Source organism: Prevotella sp. HJM029, from assembly GCF_000599605.1.
Lineage (GTDB): Bacteria > Bacteroidota > Bacteroidia > Bacteroidales > Bacteroidaceae > Prevotella.
In genome coordinates this window covers 1-14,865 of record NZ_KK082678.1, presented here as the reverse complement: position 1 = coordinate 14,865, position 14,865 = coordinate 1, and the positions used below count along the sequence as shown (strand labels likewise).

At 42.4% G+C, this 14,865-nt stretch carries 17 protein-coding genes and 1 pseudogene; 11 read left to right on the top strand and 7 right to left on the bottom strand.

The genetic code is table 11. From position 1 onward, the window contains the following. Positions 1 to 136 precede the first annotated feature (136 nt). Together X919_RS0113720 and X919_RS0113715 are read left to right on the top strand one after the other, a co-directional pair. A complete protein-coding gene (locus X919_RS0113720) occupies positions 137 to 349 on the top strand; it encodes a hypothetical protein (protein ID WP_028900602.1) in 213 nt (70 codons plus the stop codon). 38 nt (positions 350 to 387) lie between these two features. After that, positions 388 to 2,250 carry a hypothetical protein gene (locus X919_RS0113715; protein ID WP_155949738.1) on the top strand — a complete coding sequence of 621 codons (1,863 nt, stop codon included), beginning with the start codon at positions 388 to 390 and terminating at the stop codon, positions 2,248 to 2,250. 89 nt (positions 2,251 to 2,339) lie between these two features. On the opposite strand, the gene X919_RS15540 is transcribed toward X919_RS0113715, so the two are convergent. Together X919_RS15540 and X919_RS0113705 are read right to left on the bottom strand one after the other, a co-directional pair. Next, positions 2,340 to 2,972, bottom strand: a complete 633-nt coding sequence (locus X919_RS15540) for a DUF4923 family protein (protein ID WP_081759481.1) — start codon at positions 2,970 to 2,972, stop codon at positions 2,340 to 2,342. A gap of 46 nt (positions 2,973 to 3,018) precedes the next feature. Beyond that, the gene (locus X919_RS0113705; protein ID WP_028900600.1) at positions 3,019 to 3,750 is read right to left on the bottom strand and encodes a Bax inhibitor-1/YccA family protein; all 732 of its coding nucleotides are present in this window, start codon (positions 3,748 to 3,750) and stop codon (positions 3,019 to 3,021) included. A gap of 619 nt (positions 3,751 to 4,369) precedes the next feature. On the opposite strand from X919_RS0113705, the pseudogene X919_RS15535 reads away from it, so the two are divergent. The 7 genes and pseudogenes from X919_RS15535 (at position 4,370) to X919_RS0113665 (ending at position 10,243) form a co-directional block, all read left to right on the top strand. Continuing rightward, positions 4,370 to 5,589: pseudogene (locus tag X919_RS15535) on the top strand (tyrosine-type recombinase/integrase). A 12-nt stretch (positions 5,590 to 5,601) separates the two neighbouring features. Continuing rightward, entirely contained in the window at positions 5,602 to 6,897 is a 1,296-nt protein-coding gene (locus X919_RS0113690) for a site-specific integrase (protein ID WP_028900598.1), read from the top strand. Beyond that, positions 6,894 to 7,310 carry a hypothetical protein gene (locus tag X919_RS0113685; RefSeq protein WP_028900597.1) on the top strand — a complete coding sequence of 139 codons (417 nt, stop codon included), beginning with the start codon at positions 6,894 to 6,896 and terminating at the stop codon, positions 7,308 to 7,310. Before X919_RS0113690 ends, X919_RS0113685 begins: the two co-directional genes overlap by 4 nt. Before the next feature lie 130 nt (positions 7,311 to 7,440). Next, entirely contained in the window at positions 7,441 to 8,742 is a 1,302-nt protein-coding gene (locus tag X919_RS0113680) for an ImmA/IrrE family metallo-endopeptidase (protein WP_051502547.1), read from the top strand. After that, positions 8,739 to 9,305, top strand: a complete 567-nt coding sequence (locus X919_RS0113675) for a DUF4411 family protein (protein WP_028900595.1) — start codon at positions 8,739 to 8,741, stop codon at positions 9,303 to 9,305. The genes X919_RS0113680 and X919_RS0113675 overlap by 4 nt, the downstream gene beginning before the upstream one ends. Positions 9,306 to 9,317: 12 nt before the next feature. Further along, a complete protein-coding gene (locus X919_RS0113670) occupies positions 9,318 to 9,548 on the top strand; it encodes a hypothetical protein (RefSeq protein WP_028900594.1) in 231 nt (76 codons plus the stop codon). A 272-nt stretch (positions 9,549 to 9,820) separates the two neighbouring features. Then, positions 9,821 to 10,243, top strand: coding sequence for a leucine-rich repeat domain-containing protein (locus X919_RS0113665; RefSeq protein ID WP_028900593.1), 423 nt, complete (start codon positions 9,821 to 9,823; stop codon positions 10,241 to 10,243). A gap of 72 nt (positions 10,244 to 10,315) precedes the next feature. Here the strand turns inward: X919_RS0113665 and X919_RS0113660 are convergent, their stop codons facing one another. Then, positions 10,316 to 10,966, bottom strand: coding sequence for an IS256 family transposase, variant Zn-binding type (locus X919_RS0113660; protein ID WP_028900592.1), 651 nt, complete (start codon positions 10,964 to 10,966; stop codon positions 10,316 to 10,318). Positions 10,967 to 11,412: 446 nt separating this feature from the next. On the opposite strand from X919_RS0113660, the gene X919_RS0113655 reads away from it, so the two are divergent. Both X919_RS0113655 and X919_RS0113650 read left to right on the top strand, forming a co-directional pair. Next, complete coding sequence (locus X919_RS0113655; protein WP_216592163.1) at positions 11,413 to 11,550, top strand: hypothetical protein; 138 nt, start codon at positions 11,413 to 11,415, stop codon at positions 11,548 to 11,550. Positions 11,551 to 11,970: 420 nt separating this feature from the next. Continuing rightward, entirely contained in the window at positions 11,971 to 12,450 is a 480-nt protein-coding gene (locus X919_RS0113650) for an HU family DNA-binding protein (RefSeq protein ID WP_028900590.1), read from the top strand. 66 nt (positions 12,451 to 12,516) lie between these two features. Here the strand turns inward: X919_RS0113650 and X919_RS0113645 are convergent, their stop codons facing one another. From X919_RS0113645 to X919_RS0113630, 4 genes are all read right to left on the bottom strand, one after another. Further along, positions 12,517 to 13,050, bottom strand: a complete 534-nt coding sequence (locus X919_RS0113645; protein ID WP_028900589.1) for a hypothetical protein — start codon at positions 13,048 to 13,050, stop codon at positions 12,517 to 12,519. Next, positions 13,031 to 13,915: a DUF4747 family protein gene (locus X919_RS0113640; RefSeq protein WP_028900588.1), complete on the bottom strand. Its 885-nt coding sequence runs from the start codon at positions 13,913 to 13,915 to the stop codon at positions 13,031 to 13,033. Before X919_RS0113640 ends, X919_RS0113645 begins: the two co-directional genes overlap by 20 nt. Before the next feature lie 206 nt (positions 13,916 to 14,121). Further along, complete coding sequence (locus X919_RS15530) at positions 14,122 to 14,469, bottom strand: helix-turn-helix domain-containing protein (protein WP_051502546.1); 348 nt, start codon at positions 14,467 to 14,469, stop codon at positions 14,122 to 14,124. Positions 14,470 to 14,481: 12 nt separating this feature from the next. After that, positions 14,482 to 14,784, bottom strand: a complete 303-nt coding sequence (locus tag X919_RS0113630; protein ID WP_028900587.1) for a helix-turn-helix domain-containing protein — start codon at positions 14,782 to 14,784, stop codon at positions 14,482 to 14,484. Between the last annotated feature and the right edge of the window lie 81 nt (positions 14,785 to 14,865).

Genomic DNA, 14,865 nt, shown 5'->3' with positions numbered 1-14,865 from the left:
AGATTTTTTGCCGTTTGGACAAGCCTCAACAGTTTGTCAAAAAACGGATAAAAACAATACTAACATGCCTTTTTACACGAAGTAAATCATTAAAATGCACACTAAAGGCTGTGCAAAAAGATAAAAAAGATCGTCTATGAAATTAGTTTATCAGAAGCCAACCATTGAAATCCATCATGTAGAGATGGAGACTCACCTGTTGAACTACTCTACAACTACAGGCGACCCAACAGAAGGAGGCGACCCAACTGGTGGTGAAGGAGATAGCTATCCTAACCCCTTTGGAGCTACACCAGCTAAAAAAAACATGTGGGGAAGCAGTGAAAATGAGGAGGATACAGCATGGTAAGACACTCCAAAAGAATGATGTTAAACAGAGAAAACAAGATGAAGATGACGTTTATGCGCAGCTTAACATACTATAGTTTGTTGCTCTGTGGTGTACTATTCACCGCATGTAGCGACACAAATCCAGCTGAAGACAACATAGAACTATCGAAAAGTTATAACTATCAGCTGAACATTGAGGCGGAAGCGGCTGCCGATACACAAGCACAGCCCACAGGTACACGCTCACTAAGCGAAGACGCCGCTCAAAAATTACATTCCATTTGGGAACAAGGCGATGAGCTATTAGCTTATAATTTGAGCGATAATGACCAGAGTACAGAGCATACTTTCAGTCTGTTAGCAAGTGAAAGCAAAGCAACCAGCAGCGACTTTTGGGGCACACTGAAAAGTAAAAATGCAGTGAAAGCCACCGATGACCTATGTTTTCTCTACCCAGGTGCAGCCACAACAGGCAGCAATAAAGTAATTACGTCGGTCATAAAGAAACAAGAAGGGACGGGAGCCAATACCATTATCTATCATGAACAGCAGGCTACTATCAAGAAATTACTGCTGGTTGACATGACAAATCAGGATGGTTCGATTACCACTATTGGTAAACGCTTCGACTTACAATGGGCAAAAGTGAAGCCAAAGCGCGTTAATGGTAGCCAAGTAGAGGTGAAAGTGGGTAAAATGCAACGCAAAATAGCACTCTTGGGCTTGCGCTTTGCCTCCGAAACAGGACAAGCTCTCACCAACATCGATAAGGTTGTGATTTATGGTTTGAATGTACGTGACGTCTTTGATCTCGGCACTGGTCAGTTTATTACAGGCAATAAAAGCGACGAAAGCGATGAGCTAACCATCACACCAAGCACTGGAAAGCTCACTTCTGCAGGAGGGAAATACACCTATGTTGCAGTTATGCCTGGCAATTATAGCAACATTGCTATCATGGTTTACGTGGGAAACAAATGCTATATGCAGTTCTTTAAGCGCATGACCCTCACAGCTGACAAGGTATTTCGCAAGAATGTGCTCGGCATGAGCGACCATCCTGCGCCTCAACCCTACGTGGAAGTGCAAGGCGTGAAGTGGGCAACAGGCAACTTTATCCACTATAAAGAGTCCGGAAGTGAATATTGGGGCATTGCACCTACGCAGTGGTGGCTGTCACAATACGCTGTTACAAGTAACGGAAAGCTTGTTTCCTCGCAGTTTTTACGCAGTCCAAATGCTCTGCCAGACGACTTAGATATGTTCAGATATGGTGATATTTGGAAGGCTCTCAATGTCAATCATAGCTATTATAAACAAGGAAGCATTAATATTTCGAAGAAGTTCTATTACGGCAGTGGACCACTTAAGCCAGAAGTTTCACGCTCAAATGCTTTTTATGGTGATATCGTTTGGTATTACACCATGAACAATAATCAGAAATATCGTATGGCAAATGAAACAGAATTCACTACGTTGCTCAACCAAGCCAATGCAATAGCTGGTTATTGTGTAACCGAAAAAGGCACAAAAGTATATGGTGCTTATTTCACAACGCATGAGAATGGTACAAAAAGGGTAAATGATTTCCCTGTTGGGGCACAAGCCTTTGCTAAGTATAAAGATGTTACACAGTTAGTAAAAGCTAATAGAGGACTATTTTTACCAATGGGAGGAAGATGTGCACAAGATAATGATAAGATAGGATTTAGAGATATGGAGTATAACGAAATCTTTGGACGTTATCTTACTTCCGAAAGTAAATTCTCGCTTCATGCACGCTGCTTCAACTTTGGTTCAGCACAATTTAGCATCACAGGTCTACCGAAAGGCGAATCATCTTGCCTCCGTCCTGTATGGGATGAGAGCAGCACTAACAACAAAGATGCGATGTTTGGTCCTTTTAAGAATAGGTTCTAAGGGCTAAAAAGCAAAGAGAAGGCAACAGAAAAGGCTGAAATCGATGAAACGATTTCAGCCTTTTTTATGGATGATAGCTATGGGACTGACTATTTCTTCATATCGAAGCCCATGCGAATGCCATCGTAGTTTTGGCTCAATGTGCCCAAGGTTTGCAGCGCTTCGTTACCCGAAAGCTTCGCCACCTTTTGCGCTAAGGCAAGCAGTTTCTGCGATTCGAAGAGGAAACTCATACCTGTTGCCGTCTTTTTTACATAGACAGGAACGGTGAGTAGCATCGTTTTCAGCACCACTTGTTGCGTTTTACTGTTGAAAGTCCAGGTGCCATTGAACGACTGTCCATAGAGTTTTCCCGTGAACTTTTTATCGTTAGTGAAAGTAAACTGCGTATTGCTTTGTTTAATTCCAGCCTGCTGGAAATAGCTTTTCAGTTTATCTTTCGCCTGCGCAGCAGCCAGTTCGCCACCTGCTTTCGCAAGTACATTGTCGCTGGTGAAGGCCACTCCGGGCTCGTCATACGTCCAAGTGGCGATGAGATTACGCTCTGTCACCTTGTCAGTTCCCAACACACTGTTGAGCACATTGCCAGCAGTTTTAGCCTTATTACTGCTACCCAAAATACCCATAATACTGCCCGTGATGTCCTTTTGCGGTGCAGCTTGGGCAGCCCAGCCATGCCGCCCATCCATGCCAAAGAAATGGCCAACATTGCAGTTGACCATTGTTTTTTATTTCTATTCATTTATATTTAGTTTGAAAAAATATTGTTTATCTACGATTGAAGATACGCAGCAGATAGAGGAAGAGATTCACGAAATCTAAATAGAGATCTAATGCACCCACAAGGGCAAGTTTTTGTGAATTTTCACTCAAATCGGGTGCTGCAGCCAACTGATGTTTGATTTTTTGACTGTCCCAAGCGGTAATTCCGATGAAAACAGCCACGCCAATGTAGCTCACAACATAATCGAACATGACGCTCTTGAAGAAGAAATTGGCCAGCGAAGCAATGATAAGTCCAAACAAAGCCATGTAGCACATACTGCCGATGGTAGAGAGATCGCGCTTGGTGAAATAGCCAAAAGCGGCAGTTACACCAAAGGTTCCAGCCGTAATAAAGAACGTTTTGATGATGGCTGTGGACTCGAATACCACGAAGATAGCCGACAACACAGCTCCATTGAGCACCGAAAACAGTGCAAACATGAGTGTCGTCACAGCCAATGAGCGGCTTTCTTTATCAACACTTTTGCTGATTTTCCACACCAACACCAACTCCACAATGATGATACCCCAAAAAACTATCTCGCTACTGAGTATCAAATTGAGCAGGTTTTCTGATGTTGCTACACCATAACCCACAATGCCACTGATGGCCAAAGCAAACACCATCCAGGTATAAACCTTACGCATGAGCGCAGGAAACGCCTGCGAAACCTCAAAGGTACGTGTGGAAGACTCTTGTTCGTTCACACGATTTTCAAAATCATTGTAATCCATATTCTTTTCTCCTTATTGCTAATTGTCTCTTATTATTCGTTTGTTCCAAATCTATTTATACACGTGCAAAAATACACTTTTATCCAACGATGAGCAAATTATATGCCACTTTTTCACACATGTTCACGACAAGTTTGACAGTTGTCACTGGCATACATGCCGGGAAGCATAAGCCACCGGGTGAGCGATGATGCCGTGTACCACAGCACAATCATGCTTCTTTTCCGGCAGGTTGGCGGCCCTTTCGTGCACCTTTGCCACAGTCTCCGTTGTAAAAGCATCGTAATTGTGCGACAATCCAGCATGTTTTATGCGAGAATCTACATGCAACTAATCAAAGAAAATGAAGAAAAGTCGAAGTTGGTGTAAACTAACTGATAATGAGTAGGAAACGGAACGATTTGCATAAAACTGCTCTGTCCGTAAAGGGTAGTAATATGCAGATTTAGGCAGAAGTTCAGTTACTAAACCATTACCCGATTTTACCATAGGTAACGATGGAGTAATATTCGGTAACTGAATTATTTTCTCTCGTGTGGCTGTTGCTTCGGTCGGCAGTTTTCTGCATAACTGAGGAATGCTTTAATTCGGGTAACTTTGCCCACAAATATTAAAGCGTATGAAACACGAGAAAATGAAGGTGTTGCTCTACCTTAAAAAGAGCGCTCTGGACAAGTCGGGGAAGGCTCCGATTATGGGACGCATTACCATTGGGCGTTCCATCGCCCAGTTCAGTTGCAAGCTATCCTGCAATCCCGATTTGTGGAATCCCCGTGAGAGCCGAATGGATGGAAAGAGCCGTGAGGCGGTGGAAACGAATGGTAAATTGGAGAACCTGTTGCTGTCTGTTCAGTCTGCTTATCAGTCCTTGCTCTCCAAAGGTTGCCCGTTTGACGCAACCGATATAAAGGAGCAGTTTCAGGGCAGCGTGCAGACACGGTGCATGCTCATTGAGTGCTTATCAAGGAAAAGGAGAACCATGTAGGTATAGACATCAAAGAAGAAGCCATACACGGCTATCACTCCGCCCGCATACACTTACAGAAGTTTATTCAACGGAAGTACAAAGTCTGGGACTTGGCATTCTCTCAACTCACAGAGAATTTTATCAATGAGTTCCAGCAGTATTTCTTAGGCGAGTGCGGTTTTCAGGAAAGCACGTTCTATAATGTAGCCACGCATTTGAAGACGGTGTGTAGGCTGGCATACCGTGAGGGACTGGCAGACACGCTCCTGCTTGACAAAGCAAAAATCAGCAAGGGCGACAAGAAACTGCCAAAGGCGTTGGACAGGGGAGCATTGGACAAGTTAAAGACTTTCCGCTTTGATGATTTGGAGGAAGAAATGGAAACGGCAAGGGACATCTTTCTCCTTGGCTGCTATGTCGGTGCAGCCTATTGCGACTTGATGGAACTGAGCAAATCCCATCTTTTCCGTGATGATGAGGGAAAACTGTGGCTGAAGTTCAACCGCCAGAAGACAGGTGTGCTATGCCGTATCAAGCTGCTGCCCGAAGCCGTTAGGCTAATAGCGAAGTACAGTAGCGATGAAAGGGAAACACTGCTTCCCTATATCAAGTACAAAAACTATCAGACCTGCCTGAAAGCACTGCGGCTTCGTGCAGGCATCCCGTTTCCTTTTACGACGCATACTGCAAGGCACACCTTTGCAACGCTCATCACGCTTGAACAAGGCGTGCCCATCGAGACGGTGAGCAAGATGCTGGGACATTCAAGCATAAGTATGACTGAACGTTATGCCAAAGTAACCCCACATAAACTTTTTGAAGAATTTGACAGTTTCCTCTCTTTCACCAAAGATTTACGTTTGACCATATAAAAGACAACCATTATGAGAAGTACATTCAAGATACTGTTCTATATCAACAGACAGAAAACTAAGGCAGACGGCAACACCGCCATTCTCTGCCGTATCACCATAGACGGAAAAAGTACCACCATTACCACGAGCGAAGAATGTAAGGCCTCCGAGTGGAACATCAAGCAGGGCTTGACGACCGAGAAAAAGACCAATCAAAGACTCCATGAGTACAGGGAGCTTGTGGAAAAGACCTATCAGGATATACTGACAAGGGACGGAGTGGTAAGTGCCGAACTTATCAAGAATCTCCTGCAAGGTATAGCAGATAATCCGACCACGATCCTTGCCATGAGCAGGGCGGAACTGCAAGCCGTTAAAGAAAGTGTTGGAAAGTCAAGGGCTGAGAGCACCTATCATAATCTGTCCCATTCAGACAGGAATCTCCGTGAGTTTGTGGAAGATAAAGGAGTGCAGGACATACCCATTTCCACCATTACGGAGGACTTGTTTGAGAAATATCGTTTCTTCCTTAAAAAGCGTGGACTGAAGGGAACGACCATCAACAACTATCTCTGCTGGCTGAGCCGGCTGATGTACCGTGCGGTCAGTCAGAACATCATACGCTACAATCCCTTTGAGAATGCCAAGTATGAGAAGGAGGAAAAGAGGATACGCTTCCTGCAAAAGAGCGAGGTTGTCAGACTTGCGGCAATGAAGATGAACGACAGGGAAGCAGAGTCGGCACGGCTGATGTTCGTCTTTGCATGCTTTACAGGACTGGCTATCGCCGATATGGAACACTTGCTATATAAGCATATCCAAACAGCAGCGGACGGGAGGAAGTATATCCGCAAGGAACGCCAAAAGACAAAGGTGGAGTTCATTGTTCCGCTGCACCCGATAGCGGAGGCCATTATCCGCCATTGTTGGGAAGAACAGGAGGGAAACGAAGAACAGCAGACGGTGAAAGAAAAAGGCGACAGCCTTGTCTTCCACAGCGATTGCAGCCGTAGCGTGATGGGCAAGAACCTGTGCATCGTGGGCAAGGCTTGCGGTATCAGACAGAGATTGTCGTACCATGTTGCAAGGCACACTTTCGGTACGATGAGCCTGAGCGCAGGAATACCCATTGAGAGCATAGCCAAGATGATGGGACACGCCTCCATATCAAGCACGCAGATTTATGCGCAGGTAACGGACAACAAGATTTCAGAGGATATGGACAAGCTCATTGCCAAACAATCGGCAAAAGAGAAAGAAATTGCGGAGAGAGAGGTTTGTGAACTTTCGGATATATCAATCTGTAAAATGGAGGAAACGGTATGAAAGCAAACGATAACGTAAAAGCCGTAACAAACACTGCCTATCATCGCAGTTACTTTGATTGGGGCAGCAATATGCAGGTTGTCAGAAAAGGAAACGGAGACATAACTATGACGGAGGAAGAACTTGCGAGGTTCTTCGGGGTAACTTGGAGAAAACTCAATCACAGGCTTCAGACAATCATGAAATCTTCCAATCTGCATCCCGATGAGAGGATTGCAGGTGAAGAGGAAGTCATAATCAACGGACAACTCAAAGGTTATGCACCGCTCTATCCCCTTCCTATTATCATCGCCCTGTCCTTTCTGTTGGATAGCACGGAAGCGCATTTGTTCAGAAAGTACATCAGTAGAAGATTGCAGACAGAGGCAGCCATTGTAACGCCAATCTTCCTGTTGGGCAATACCAAGAACTGATGGATATATTTCCTTTTTCTTTCACCGATTATATCTTACTACATTACTACAATAAGAGTTAAAGCGGTGAAAGAAAAAGGAATGGCGTGTAGTTGGGAAATGACAATCCTTATTACTACAAAATGACTACATGCTACATCAGTGGATAAATGTAATAAGAAAAAGAAGCAAGCTAGTTATTATTTTAGATAAATGCTTGGCTATTAAGCCTATTTTAGTTAAATTTGCAGCGGAAACCCTAAACGAAAAGGTGTCAACAATGGAGTTAGTGTCAATAAACAAAGAACGCATCAAATATCTGCTGTCCTTATATAAAATGACAGTAGATGAATTTATGTGCGTTGCTACAAAAGACCTGAAAAAGCCTTTTAAGTGGGAAGATGTTTATCGTGACCGCATCCCGTTGAACATATTGAAACGTGTAGATAGGGTTTTCCAGAAAGGCTTATTCTATTATGCAGATCCTGCTACGCCAGAGAAGAGAAAAAGTACAAGTGTTTTTTTCAGAAAGACGACATTTGGAACAGAGTTGAACTTAGGCTCAAGGCAAAGAGTAAGAGAGTTTGAAGATTTAAAGACTCGTTTGAATACGATTTCCAAACTGTCGGATGTAACACTCAAAAGAAAATTACCAGTAACGAAACTTTCTTCTAATCCTCGTGAAGTGGCTTTCGCCCTGCGTGAACAAGTGCTTCCTGCTTTCACAGATAACAAGCGAAATTTCCTCAAAAACTTCATCAACAAGCTTGGCGACCAGAATGTATTCGTGTTCGAGTTTGTAGATGTAAAGAACAAAAAGGAAAAGGCTAATATCGATGGTTTCTATCTGTGTCCGAACACTATTGTCTTGAAGAGGTTGCAGGAATCTTTCAGTAGAGAGATTTTTACACTTGCGCATGAGCTTGGACACTATCTGCTCAATCAGGAAGAAATAGAGGAAGTGGATGTTACAAGAGTATCTCGTGAGGATGTCTCTATTTCCGCAGTAGAAAAATGGTGTAATACTTTTGCCTATTTTTTGCTACTCGGTAAGGAAAAGGCAGAATTACTGGATAAGATAACCATGTTCAATTCCCAAAACGATTATGGACATGAGATAATAAAGCAAGTATCCAAAGAAACGAATCTTAGTCGCCTGGCTATCTTTACGAATTTGCTTATCCAGAAGAAATTATCATACGATTCTTACATGAATATCAAGGAGGAGATGGAAGAACAATGGAAACAGAGGCAACAGAATAAAGCTCGTCAAAAAGAGCAGGACAAGGCTAACGGTATTGAAGTGCAAGGGAGAAGCCCTCAACCGATAAGGGCGGAAATAGTAAAGGATGTTTTTTCTGTTGCTCTGTCATCAGGTGTGATTGGAGAGCAAGAATATTGCAAGGTTATGAATATTCAACCTGCGAAAATAGATGAATTCAGATACCAATGAGAACAATCGTCGATACATCTTCTTTAGTCCGAATGGCTCAGTCTTACCAACCTTTTGATAGTACCGAGACCTTGGAGTCATTTCTGAAAAACGAAATGGAGAATGGCTCGCTTGTTCTTCTGGATAAGGTTGTTGGGGAAATCAGAAATATTGACAAGGGAATTGCATATGAGACATTCAAGTGCTTACAGGACAAAAAGTATGTATGTTCTACCACAGGTTTGGTACCATCTCCAAGATTTTATAACATGCTTGACAACAGTTTTGTTGATAGAGCCTATAAGAAAATTAAACTTCAAGGCGATGAGGACGCATACCAGAATGAACGCGAAGCGTATGTACGGGGTACAGATTGCACCATAATCGTGTATGCGATGCAAGAGAAAAAGACTCTTGAGCCTGTCCAAATTCTTACCGAGGAAAGTATTTATCAGAACGATGGAAAACTTTTTCGGAAGATACCTTTTATATGCAAGACACTGGACATCCCGACTGTCAATGTCGTGCAATATTTCAAACAGCATAAAGATGAATTAACAGTGGAAATTAAGTCCGTTGAATAACAGAGTCATACGATGACCAAGAGCATTGCTAATTGGATAGCGTGTGGCCAAGTGCATTCATTTGCACGCCATTTCCACATCTATTCCCGTTTTTCCTTACAAGTTTCTGAAACTTTTACTATCTTTGCACCCGATTATAACTATCATTCAATGAACGGATTAGAGGCAACGGCTATCAGCGGCATATTTCCTTATATAGGAAAGGTGTATGTGTGGCGCAGGAGAAACAAGATTTTCCTGTGATTTTGTCGTTGGATTATTTGGCAGTTCCAAATAATTTATTACTCTCTCATAGGCGCTACTGGCGTAACTCCTTACACAAACATCTTATTATACGCGCGCGTGAAAAACGGCGCAAAGCCTTTGGGCAAAGGACTCGCAAGAGATTCCGTTGCCTGTTTTGTCGTGTCCGTTGGCCAAGTTTCTGCCAACGGATATAAACTCCGTTTTACGAGGTCTTTTAGAAATAAACCAGAGTTATAAATAAGGATAAAAACAGAATTAATTATTTTATTATGAGCCAAACGAAACATTTATTATTACTGTTGCTGGCATTGATCATGTCTGCGACAGGCACGTTTTCCCAAACGGTGGGAACGCAGTTCACGGTGGATGGTACCACCTATGAGATTACAAAGCAAGATTTGTCGACGGCGCACGACAATGAAGTAACTATTGTAAGTATCGGCGGCAGTGGTACGGTCAATGTGCCGGAGAGTGTAAAGAATGAGCGCAACCAAGAGTTCTACAAAGTGACGAGTACAAAAGAAGGCAGTACCGTGAAAGGTGGCGTTACGAGCGTAGTGTTTCCTAACACACTCACGAAAATCAGCGAAGGTTCCTTCATTCAGAACGCAGGTGGAACCAACGCACCCGATTTACAGTCTGTAACTATTCCGGCAAGTTGTACGAATATTGGCATATCGTGGCCTATATGACAAAAATGTGCTTATTTTAGCGTCGTTTTCTCTTATGTGACAAAAATGTGCTTAAAATCTCCGACTTCCCTTTTATTTCTTAGGAGAATGGGACTTTATAAAGTCTTGGATGAAGATCTTTCTTCTTTCCATACTGATCCCCTTGTGTAGGTTCAATTTTGTCTTTAAATCTGCATTGAGTGATTCAATGGCATTGTTTGTATTTGGCGCCTTCAACTCAGGGTAATCATAGTATGTCCACAATGACGACATATTCCTTTTAAGGCTCAAAAAAGCACTACGTAGAGCTTTATGAGTATAATGTGATTTTCCATCTTCTGTTGTTGTCCGTTCCTTAAGAAAATCCTCCCACTTGGTGTACCATTTCTTTAAAGCCCCAATAAAGGACTCCTTGTCCGTATGACATAACATCTTGGATATTTCAAGCAGTTCTTTTGAAGCCTCAAGCTTGGGTCTTGAAGTTAGTTTTGTCTTTATAGTCATTACTTGATGGAACTGGCATAGTTGGAATTTATAATTGGGAAAAGCTTGCCTAAGTCCCTTAAAACCATCGCATACAAGCCCTTGAATGGTATATCCAAGTGACTCCAAGTAGCTTATGCCCTCCTTATAGTCTTCAAGACGTTCATGCCTATTGATAAACTTAAACCAAAGTACATCACCAGACAATGAATCCTTCATGATAACGACACCAAAATTACGTCCCCAATAGGTGGCATCCATTAAAACTACTACAGGACGAACAAGAAGGTTGGGAAGTTCTTCTTTATAAGTTTTAGTGAGTTTTCTATAAATAGTTCTGGTTGAAACACCGTACTCCTCTGATAGATCTTTGACTGTTAGATTACCCTTGGAATAACGATTATTGACAATGGTATTGGTAAGGCGCTTATATCCAACAAAGCTCCTCTTACAGCACTTACAATGCCAGCGTTGACTACCATTAAGATGACCACGTTTTATAGTCGATTTTGACCCACAATAAAAGCAGATTTTTTGCCATATAAATAGAACAAAGATAATGATTATTAGATAGTTACAAGGATTTTAAGCACATTTTTGTCATATAGGCCAGGTAATCATAAAATAATAAGGAGGAAATAAAAATGAAGAAAAAAACATATATAAAACCTCTTACGGAGGCAATCAAGGTGAATGTCAACTCCCTGATGGAAATTTGGAGTATCGGGGTGGACAACAATCCTGACCACGGTATTGATGCCGGTGATGAGGACGACATCGGTGCCAAGCGAGGCTTCTTCTCTGACGATGAGGAGTTGCCAAACTACAGTCCTTGGGAAGACTGACAAAGGTCTGCCGTGCCATGCCAAACATTTGGCGGGCACGGCAGTCTCTTTCCCTACGACAAGACTTATATGTGATTCAGGGCGAAGACAGGAGTCCCCACCCGACAAAAACTTCACGGAAGATGCAAGACGCAAGGGAACATTTCCATCACGAGATGAGACGCAAGAGGTCGATGGGGCTGATAATGAAAACCGCTTTTTGGCTGCTTTGCCTGATGGGGTTCGCCATTTGGGGATTCTGCGTCTATTTATATACACAGGACTAAAATTTCCTATCATTAACCAGCCGGTGAGTGGTGTAGATTGATATGACGACAAGTCCTACTTCAGTGGGGCACTACTTATACTTCAGTGCCCCACTACTTATACTTTAGTCGTTATTAACATTTCAACCGCTTTCGGCACAAAACAATCAAACCTATGGCATTCTACAAGAAAGTACAGATGAAAGTGAACAGCAAGTGGTATCCCAAATCCGTTCTCGTAGGCTCTGCCATTACGACGGAGCAAGTGGCGAAGCGTGTGGCAGCCGAATCGACCGTAAGCCCTGCCGATGTGCGTGCCGTTCTGACGGCACTCGGCGGCGTGATGGGCGACTACATAGTGCAGGGTCGTTCGGTGAAATTAGACGGTATCGGCTCTTTCTATTTCACGGCGGCGACGAATAATAACGGTGTCGATACAGAAAAGGAAGTAACCGCTGCGCTCATCAACGGTGTGCGCGTGCGCTTCATTCCCGAAACCCGATTTCGTGGAGGTGGCACAAGAGCCATGGGCGGCGGCCGCTGTGCGGTTCGCAGCCTGACAGATGTGGACATCGAATGGGAGGAATGGAAAGGCAAGGTGGATACGGATAATCCAGACTCAACATCGGGCGATGATATAAACACCCAGCCTTGATGTAATTTGTTTTATAACTCTCTAATTTGTTTTGAGCCGGCCGTAGTGATGCGGTCGGCTCTCAACTTACAATATTGTAGTTTGCCCAATGTTATAAATATCGATGATAATACCAACAAGAACGGATATAGAAAACACGGTAAGGTAGCAGACGATAAAATAGGTGGGATAATTTACCCAATTAGAATAAACAGAAATAAACTCCATATTTGCTATGCATGTTGCTACTACCAAAACTATTATAGAAGCAGCTGAAGCAAACAAACATACGGCGAAACTTGAGTTTAAATTCTCTATAGGCTCTTTCCCTTTTGAATCATCTTTGATATCTTTACACTTTTCTCCCATAAAGAACGATAAAATAATGGTGTATGCTGTCAAGATGAATGCAGCCATCAAAGGAACGATACTTATGCCAATCTGTAGTAATTTAAGCAGCTGTTTATATATATCTAATGAACTTACAGCAGCCATTACACAAAGTAGAAATGAAATGATAAGAGGAAAGGTACTATCCTTGGCGAACTCACAGAGTGTGTAGTTGCAAAGCATATTTTTCCATCCAAATGGATTTTCTCGCTTACTCATGATGATTTCCATATCGTGTTTTCAATTCATTGTATATTGTTGAGCAAAAGCCATTGATAATCTGTGGAATTGTTAGCACTTTTGGATGATCTTTACTATCAATGACTTCAAGTTTAGAACCCTCTGTTGGCTGAATGGTAGCTTTTACAGTTCCATTTTGCTCTGACAAGTTTACCACAGTCTGTAACATACCATCATCTTCATCTTGTAAGGGACAATCTAATGAGCCTTCAGCCGTAACATGAAACCGACTAGGATTCATGGTACGAAGTTTCGAGTCAAAAGCAGCATAAAATCCATCGGTGTGTCCTGGGTTAGAAAAAGATATGTCGGCTTCCAATTTACATACAGCATGTGCAGACAATATACGGTCTAAAGCATCTCTTTCCACCACAACATCAACGTCAAAAGTATTTGGCTCGATTCTGTTCAGTGCCTCTGATAGATATAGGATTGTGCTTTTTAAACTTATTGGAGAAGACTTTCTGACAGCCAACATGTGTACAGAAGGAATAAAATACAGTTCTGCTTCCTTTTTGTTAGCAACGACATCTGCATCCCATTCTAAGTGTAAATCTTGCTGACTTCTACGATTATAAAAAGCATTTGGGTCTATAATTACATACGAGAGGATGTTGATCTTAATCCAGTTGGGCTGTTGATTTTCATCCAACAGCTCACTAAACTCTACTGATTTTAAGCTACCACTTTTACCTATGGGCAATGCTACCAAAGGATCTTCAGAAAACAAGTTTTGAAAAGCTGACACATAGTGTTCTATATTCTGTCCTGTTCTTGCTTTGATATTAATCAAGTGCCATGTAGTTCGTCGATTGAGGATTCTTCTTTCTTCCATAAATTTAGATGTTAGTTTCATAAGGATTATACAAAGATTGTGCCATTGCACAAGAATATGATATAAATTTTATACTATGTCATAAAAAACTCTGCATTATACACGCATTGTAACTTTGTCGCATGGAGAGCTGATAAAGTTCTTTGATTATTGCCATCGTTGATGTATATTTCAGCAACTTCTGTTGTTTGGCATTGATGGAACTCAAACCGACATTGTGTCTGTATTCAATCAACTTTTGAGATACCGCGTTTGTAGCCACAGTCGCAAACGTTTTCTAATTTACTGTTTTTATAGTTATTCTCAAACAATCTTTCCAAATCTGAAGCCTTATATAGTATCTTCCCTGCAAACTGCGTGTAGGGAAGAATCCTCCTATCCCGATAGTCTTGCAAGGTGCGAGGGCTGATATACAGCCGCTCGCACACTTCCTTGCCCGTAAGGAAATGTTCACCGCCAAATAGTGGCTTGTGTGTCTGTGCCACTTCCTTTATCCGCTTGCTTACTCCTTTGAGTGCGGACAGCACCACCTGCATATCATCCGCCTCCATATTCAAGTCCCTTACTGATTCCATAATACTCTTGCCTTATTTGTTGTCCTTAACTTTGTCTGTTTTTGATTTCTCTATTTTGGTTTGAAGTAACCCCTCTACATCCTCACGCTTGTAGTAGCACTTATGCCCGATTTGGGCAAAGGGCAACACGCCCGTATCACGGTAGTGCTGTAAAGTGCGCTTGCTGATGTTGAGCAGCCTGCACACATCACCGTTGTGCAGCCAATCGGTGTGCCTGCTCTGTTCTCCGAATGCCTTGTGGCAGATCTCGGCAAGACTGAGTATTTCGTTCCTCAGCTTTGCCCAGTTTGAATCTGTAATGATAAAATATCCCATATTTTTTGTTGTTTTGTTTGTAATTCCTTATTGTTTTGCGTCTTACCGCACGTTTCTGCCTGCAAAAGTAGGATGTGTTTT

Bases quoted from the DNA above. Each gene is read 5' to 3' on its own strand.
- X919_RS0113720 (WP_028900602.1), top strand. From the start codon at position 137: ATGAAATTAGTTTATCAGAAGCCAACCATTGAAATCCATCATGTAGAG.
- X919_RS0113715 (WP_155949738.1), top strand. From the start codon at position 388: ATGAAGATGACGTTTATGCGCAGCTTAACATACTATAGTTTGTTGCTC.
- X919_RS15540 (WP_081759481.1), bottom strand. From the start codon at position 2,972: ATGGTCAACTGCAATGTTGGCCATTTCTTTGGCATGGATGGGCGGCAT.
- X919_RS0113705 (WP_028900600.1), bottom strand. From the start codon at position 3,750: ATGGATTACAATGATTTTGAAAATCGTGTGAACGAACAAGAGTCTTCC.
- X919_RS0113690 (WP_028900598.1), top strand. From the start codon at position 5,602: ATGAGAAGTACATTCAAGATACTGTTCTATATCAACAGACAGAAAACT.
- X919_RS0113685 (WP_028900597.1), top strand. From the start codon at position 6,894: ATGAAAGCAAACGATAACGTAAAAGCCGTAACAAACACTGCCTATCAT.
- X919_RS0113680 (WP_051502547.1), top strand. From the start codon at position 7,441: ATGCTACATCAGTGGATAAATGTAATAAGAAAAAGAAGCAAGCTAGTT.
- X919_RS0113675 (WP_028900595.1), top strand. From the start codon at position 8,739: ATGAGAACAATCGTCGATACATCTTCTTTAGTCCGAATGGCTCAGTCT.
- X919_RS0113670 (WP_028900594.1), top strand. From the start codon at position 9,318: ATGACCAAGAGCATTGCTAATTGGATAGCGTGTGGCCAAGTGCATTCA.
- X919_RS0113665 (WP_028900593.1), top strand. From the start codon at position 9,821: ATGAGCCAAACGAAACATTTATTATTACTGTTGCTGGCATTGATCATG.
- X919_RS0113660 (WP_028900592.1), bottom strand. From the start codon at position 10,966: ATGGATGCCACCTATTGGGGACGTAATTTTGGTGTCGTTATCATGAAG.
- X919_RS0113655 (WP_216592163.1), top strand. From the start codon at position 11,413: ATGGAAATTTGGAGTATCGGGGTGGACAACAATCCTGACCACGGTATT.
- X919_RS0113650 (WP_028900590.1), top strand. From the start codon at position 11,971: ATGGCATTCTACAAGAAAGTACAGATGAAAGTGAACAGCAAGTGGTAT.
- X919_RS0113645 (WP_028900589.1), bottom strand. From the start codon at position 13,050: ATGGAAATCATCATGAGTAAGCGAGAAAATCCATTTGGATGGAAAAAT.
- X919_RS0113640 (WP_028900588.1), bottom strand. From the start codon at position 13,915: ATGAAACTAACATCTAAATTTATGGAAGAAAGAAGAATCCTCAATCGA.
- X919_RS15530 (WP_051502546.1), bottom strand. From the start codon at position 14,469: ATGGAATCAGTAAGGGACTTGAATATGGAGGCGGATGATATGCAGGTG.
- X919_RS0113630 (WP_028900587.1), bottom strand. From the start codon at position 14,784: ATGGGATATTTTATCATTACAGATTCAAACTGGGCAAAGCTGAGGAAC.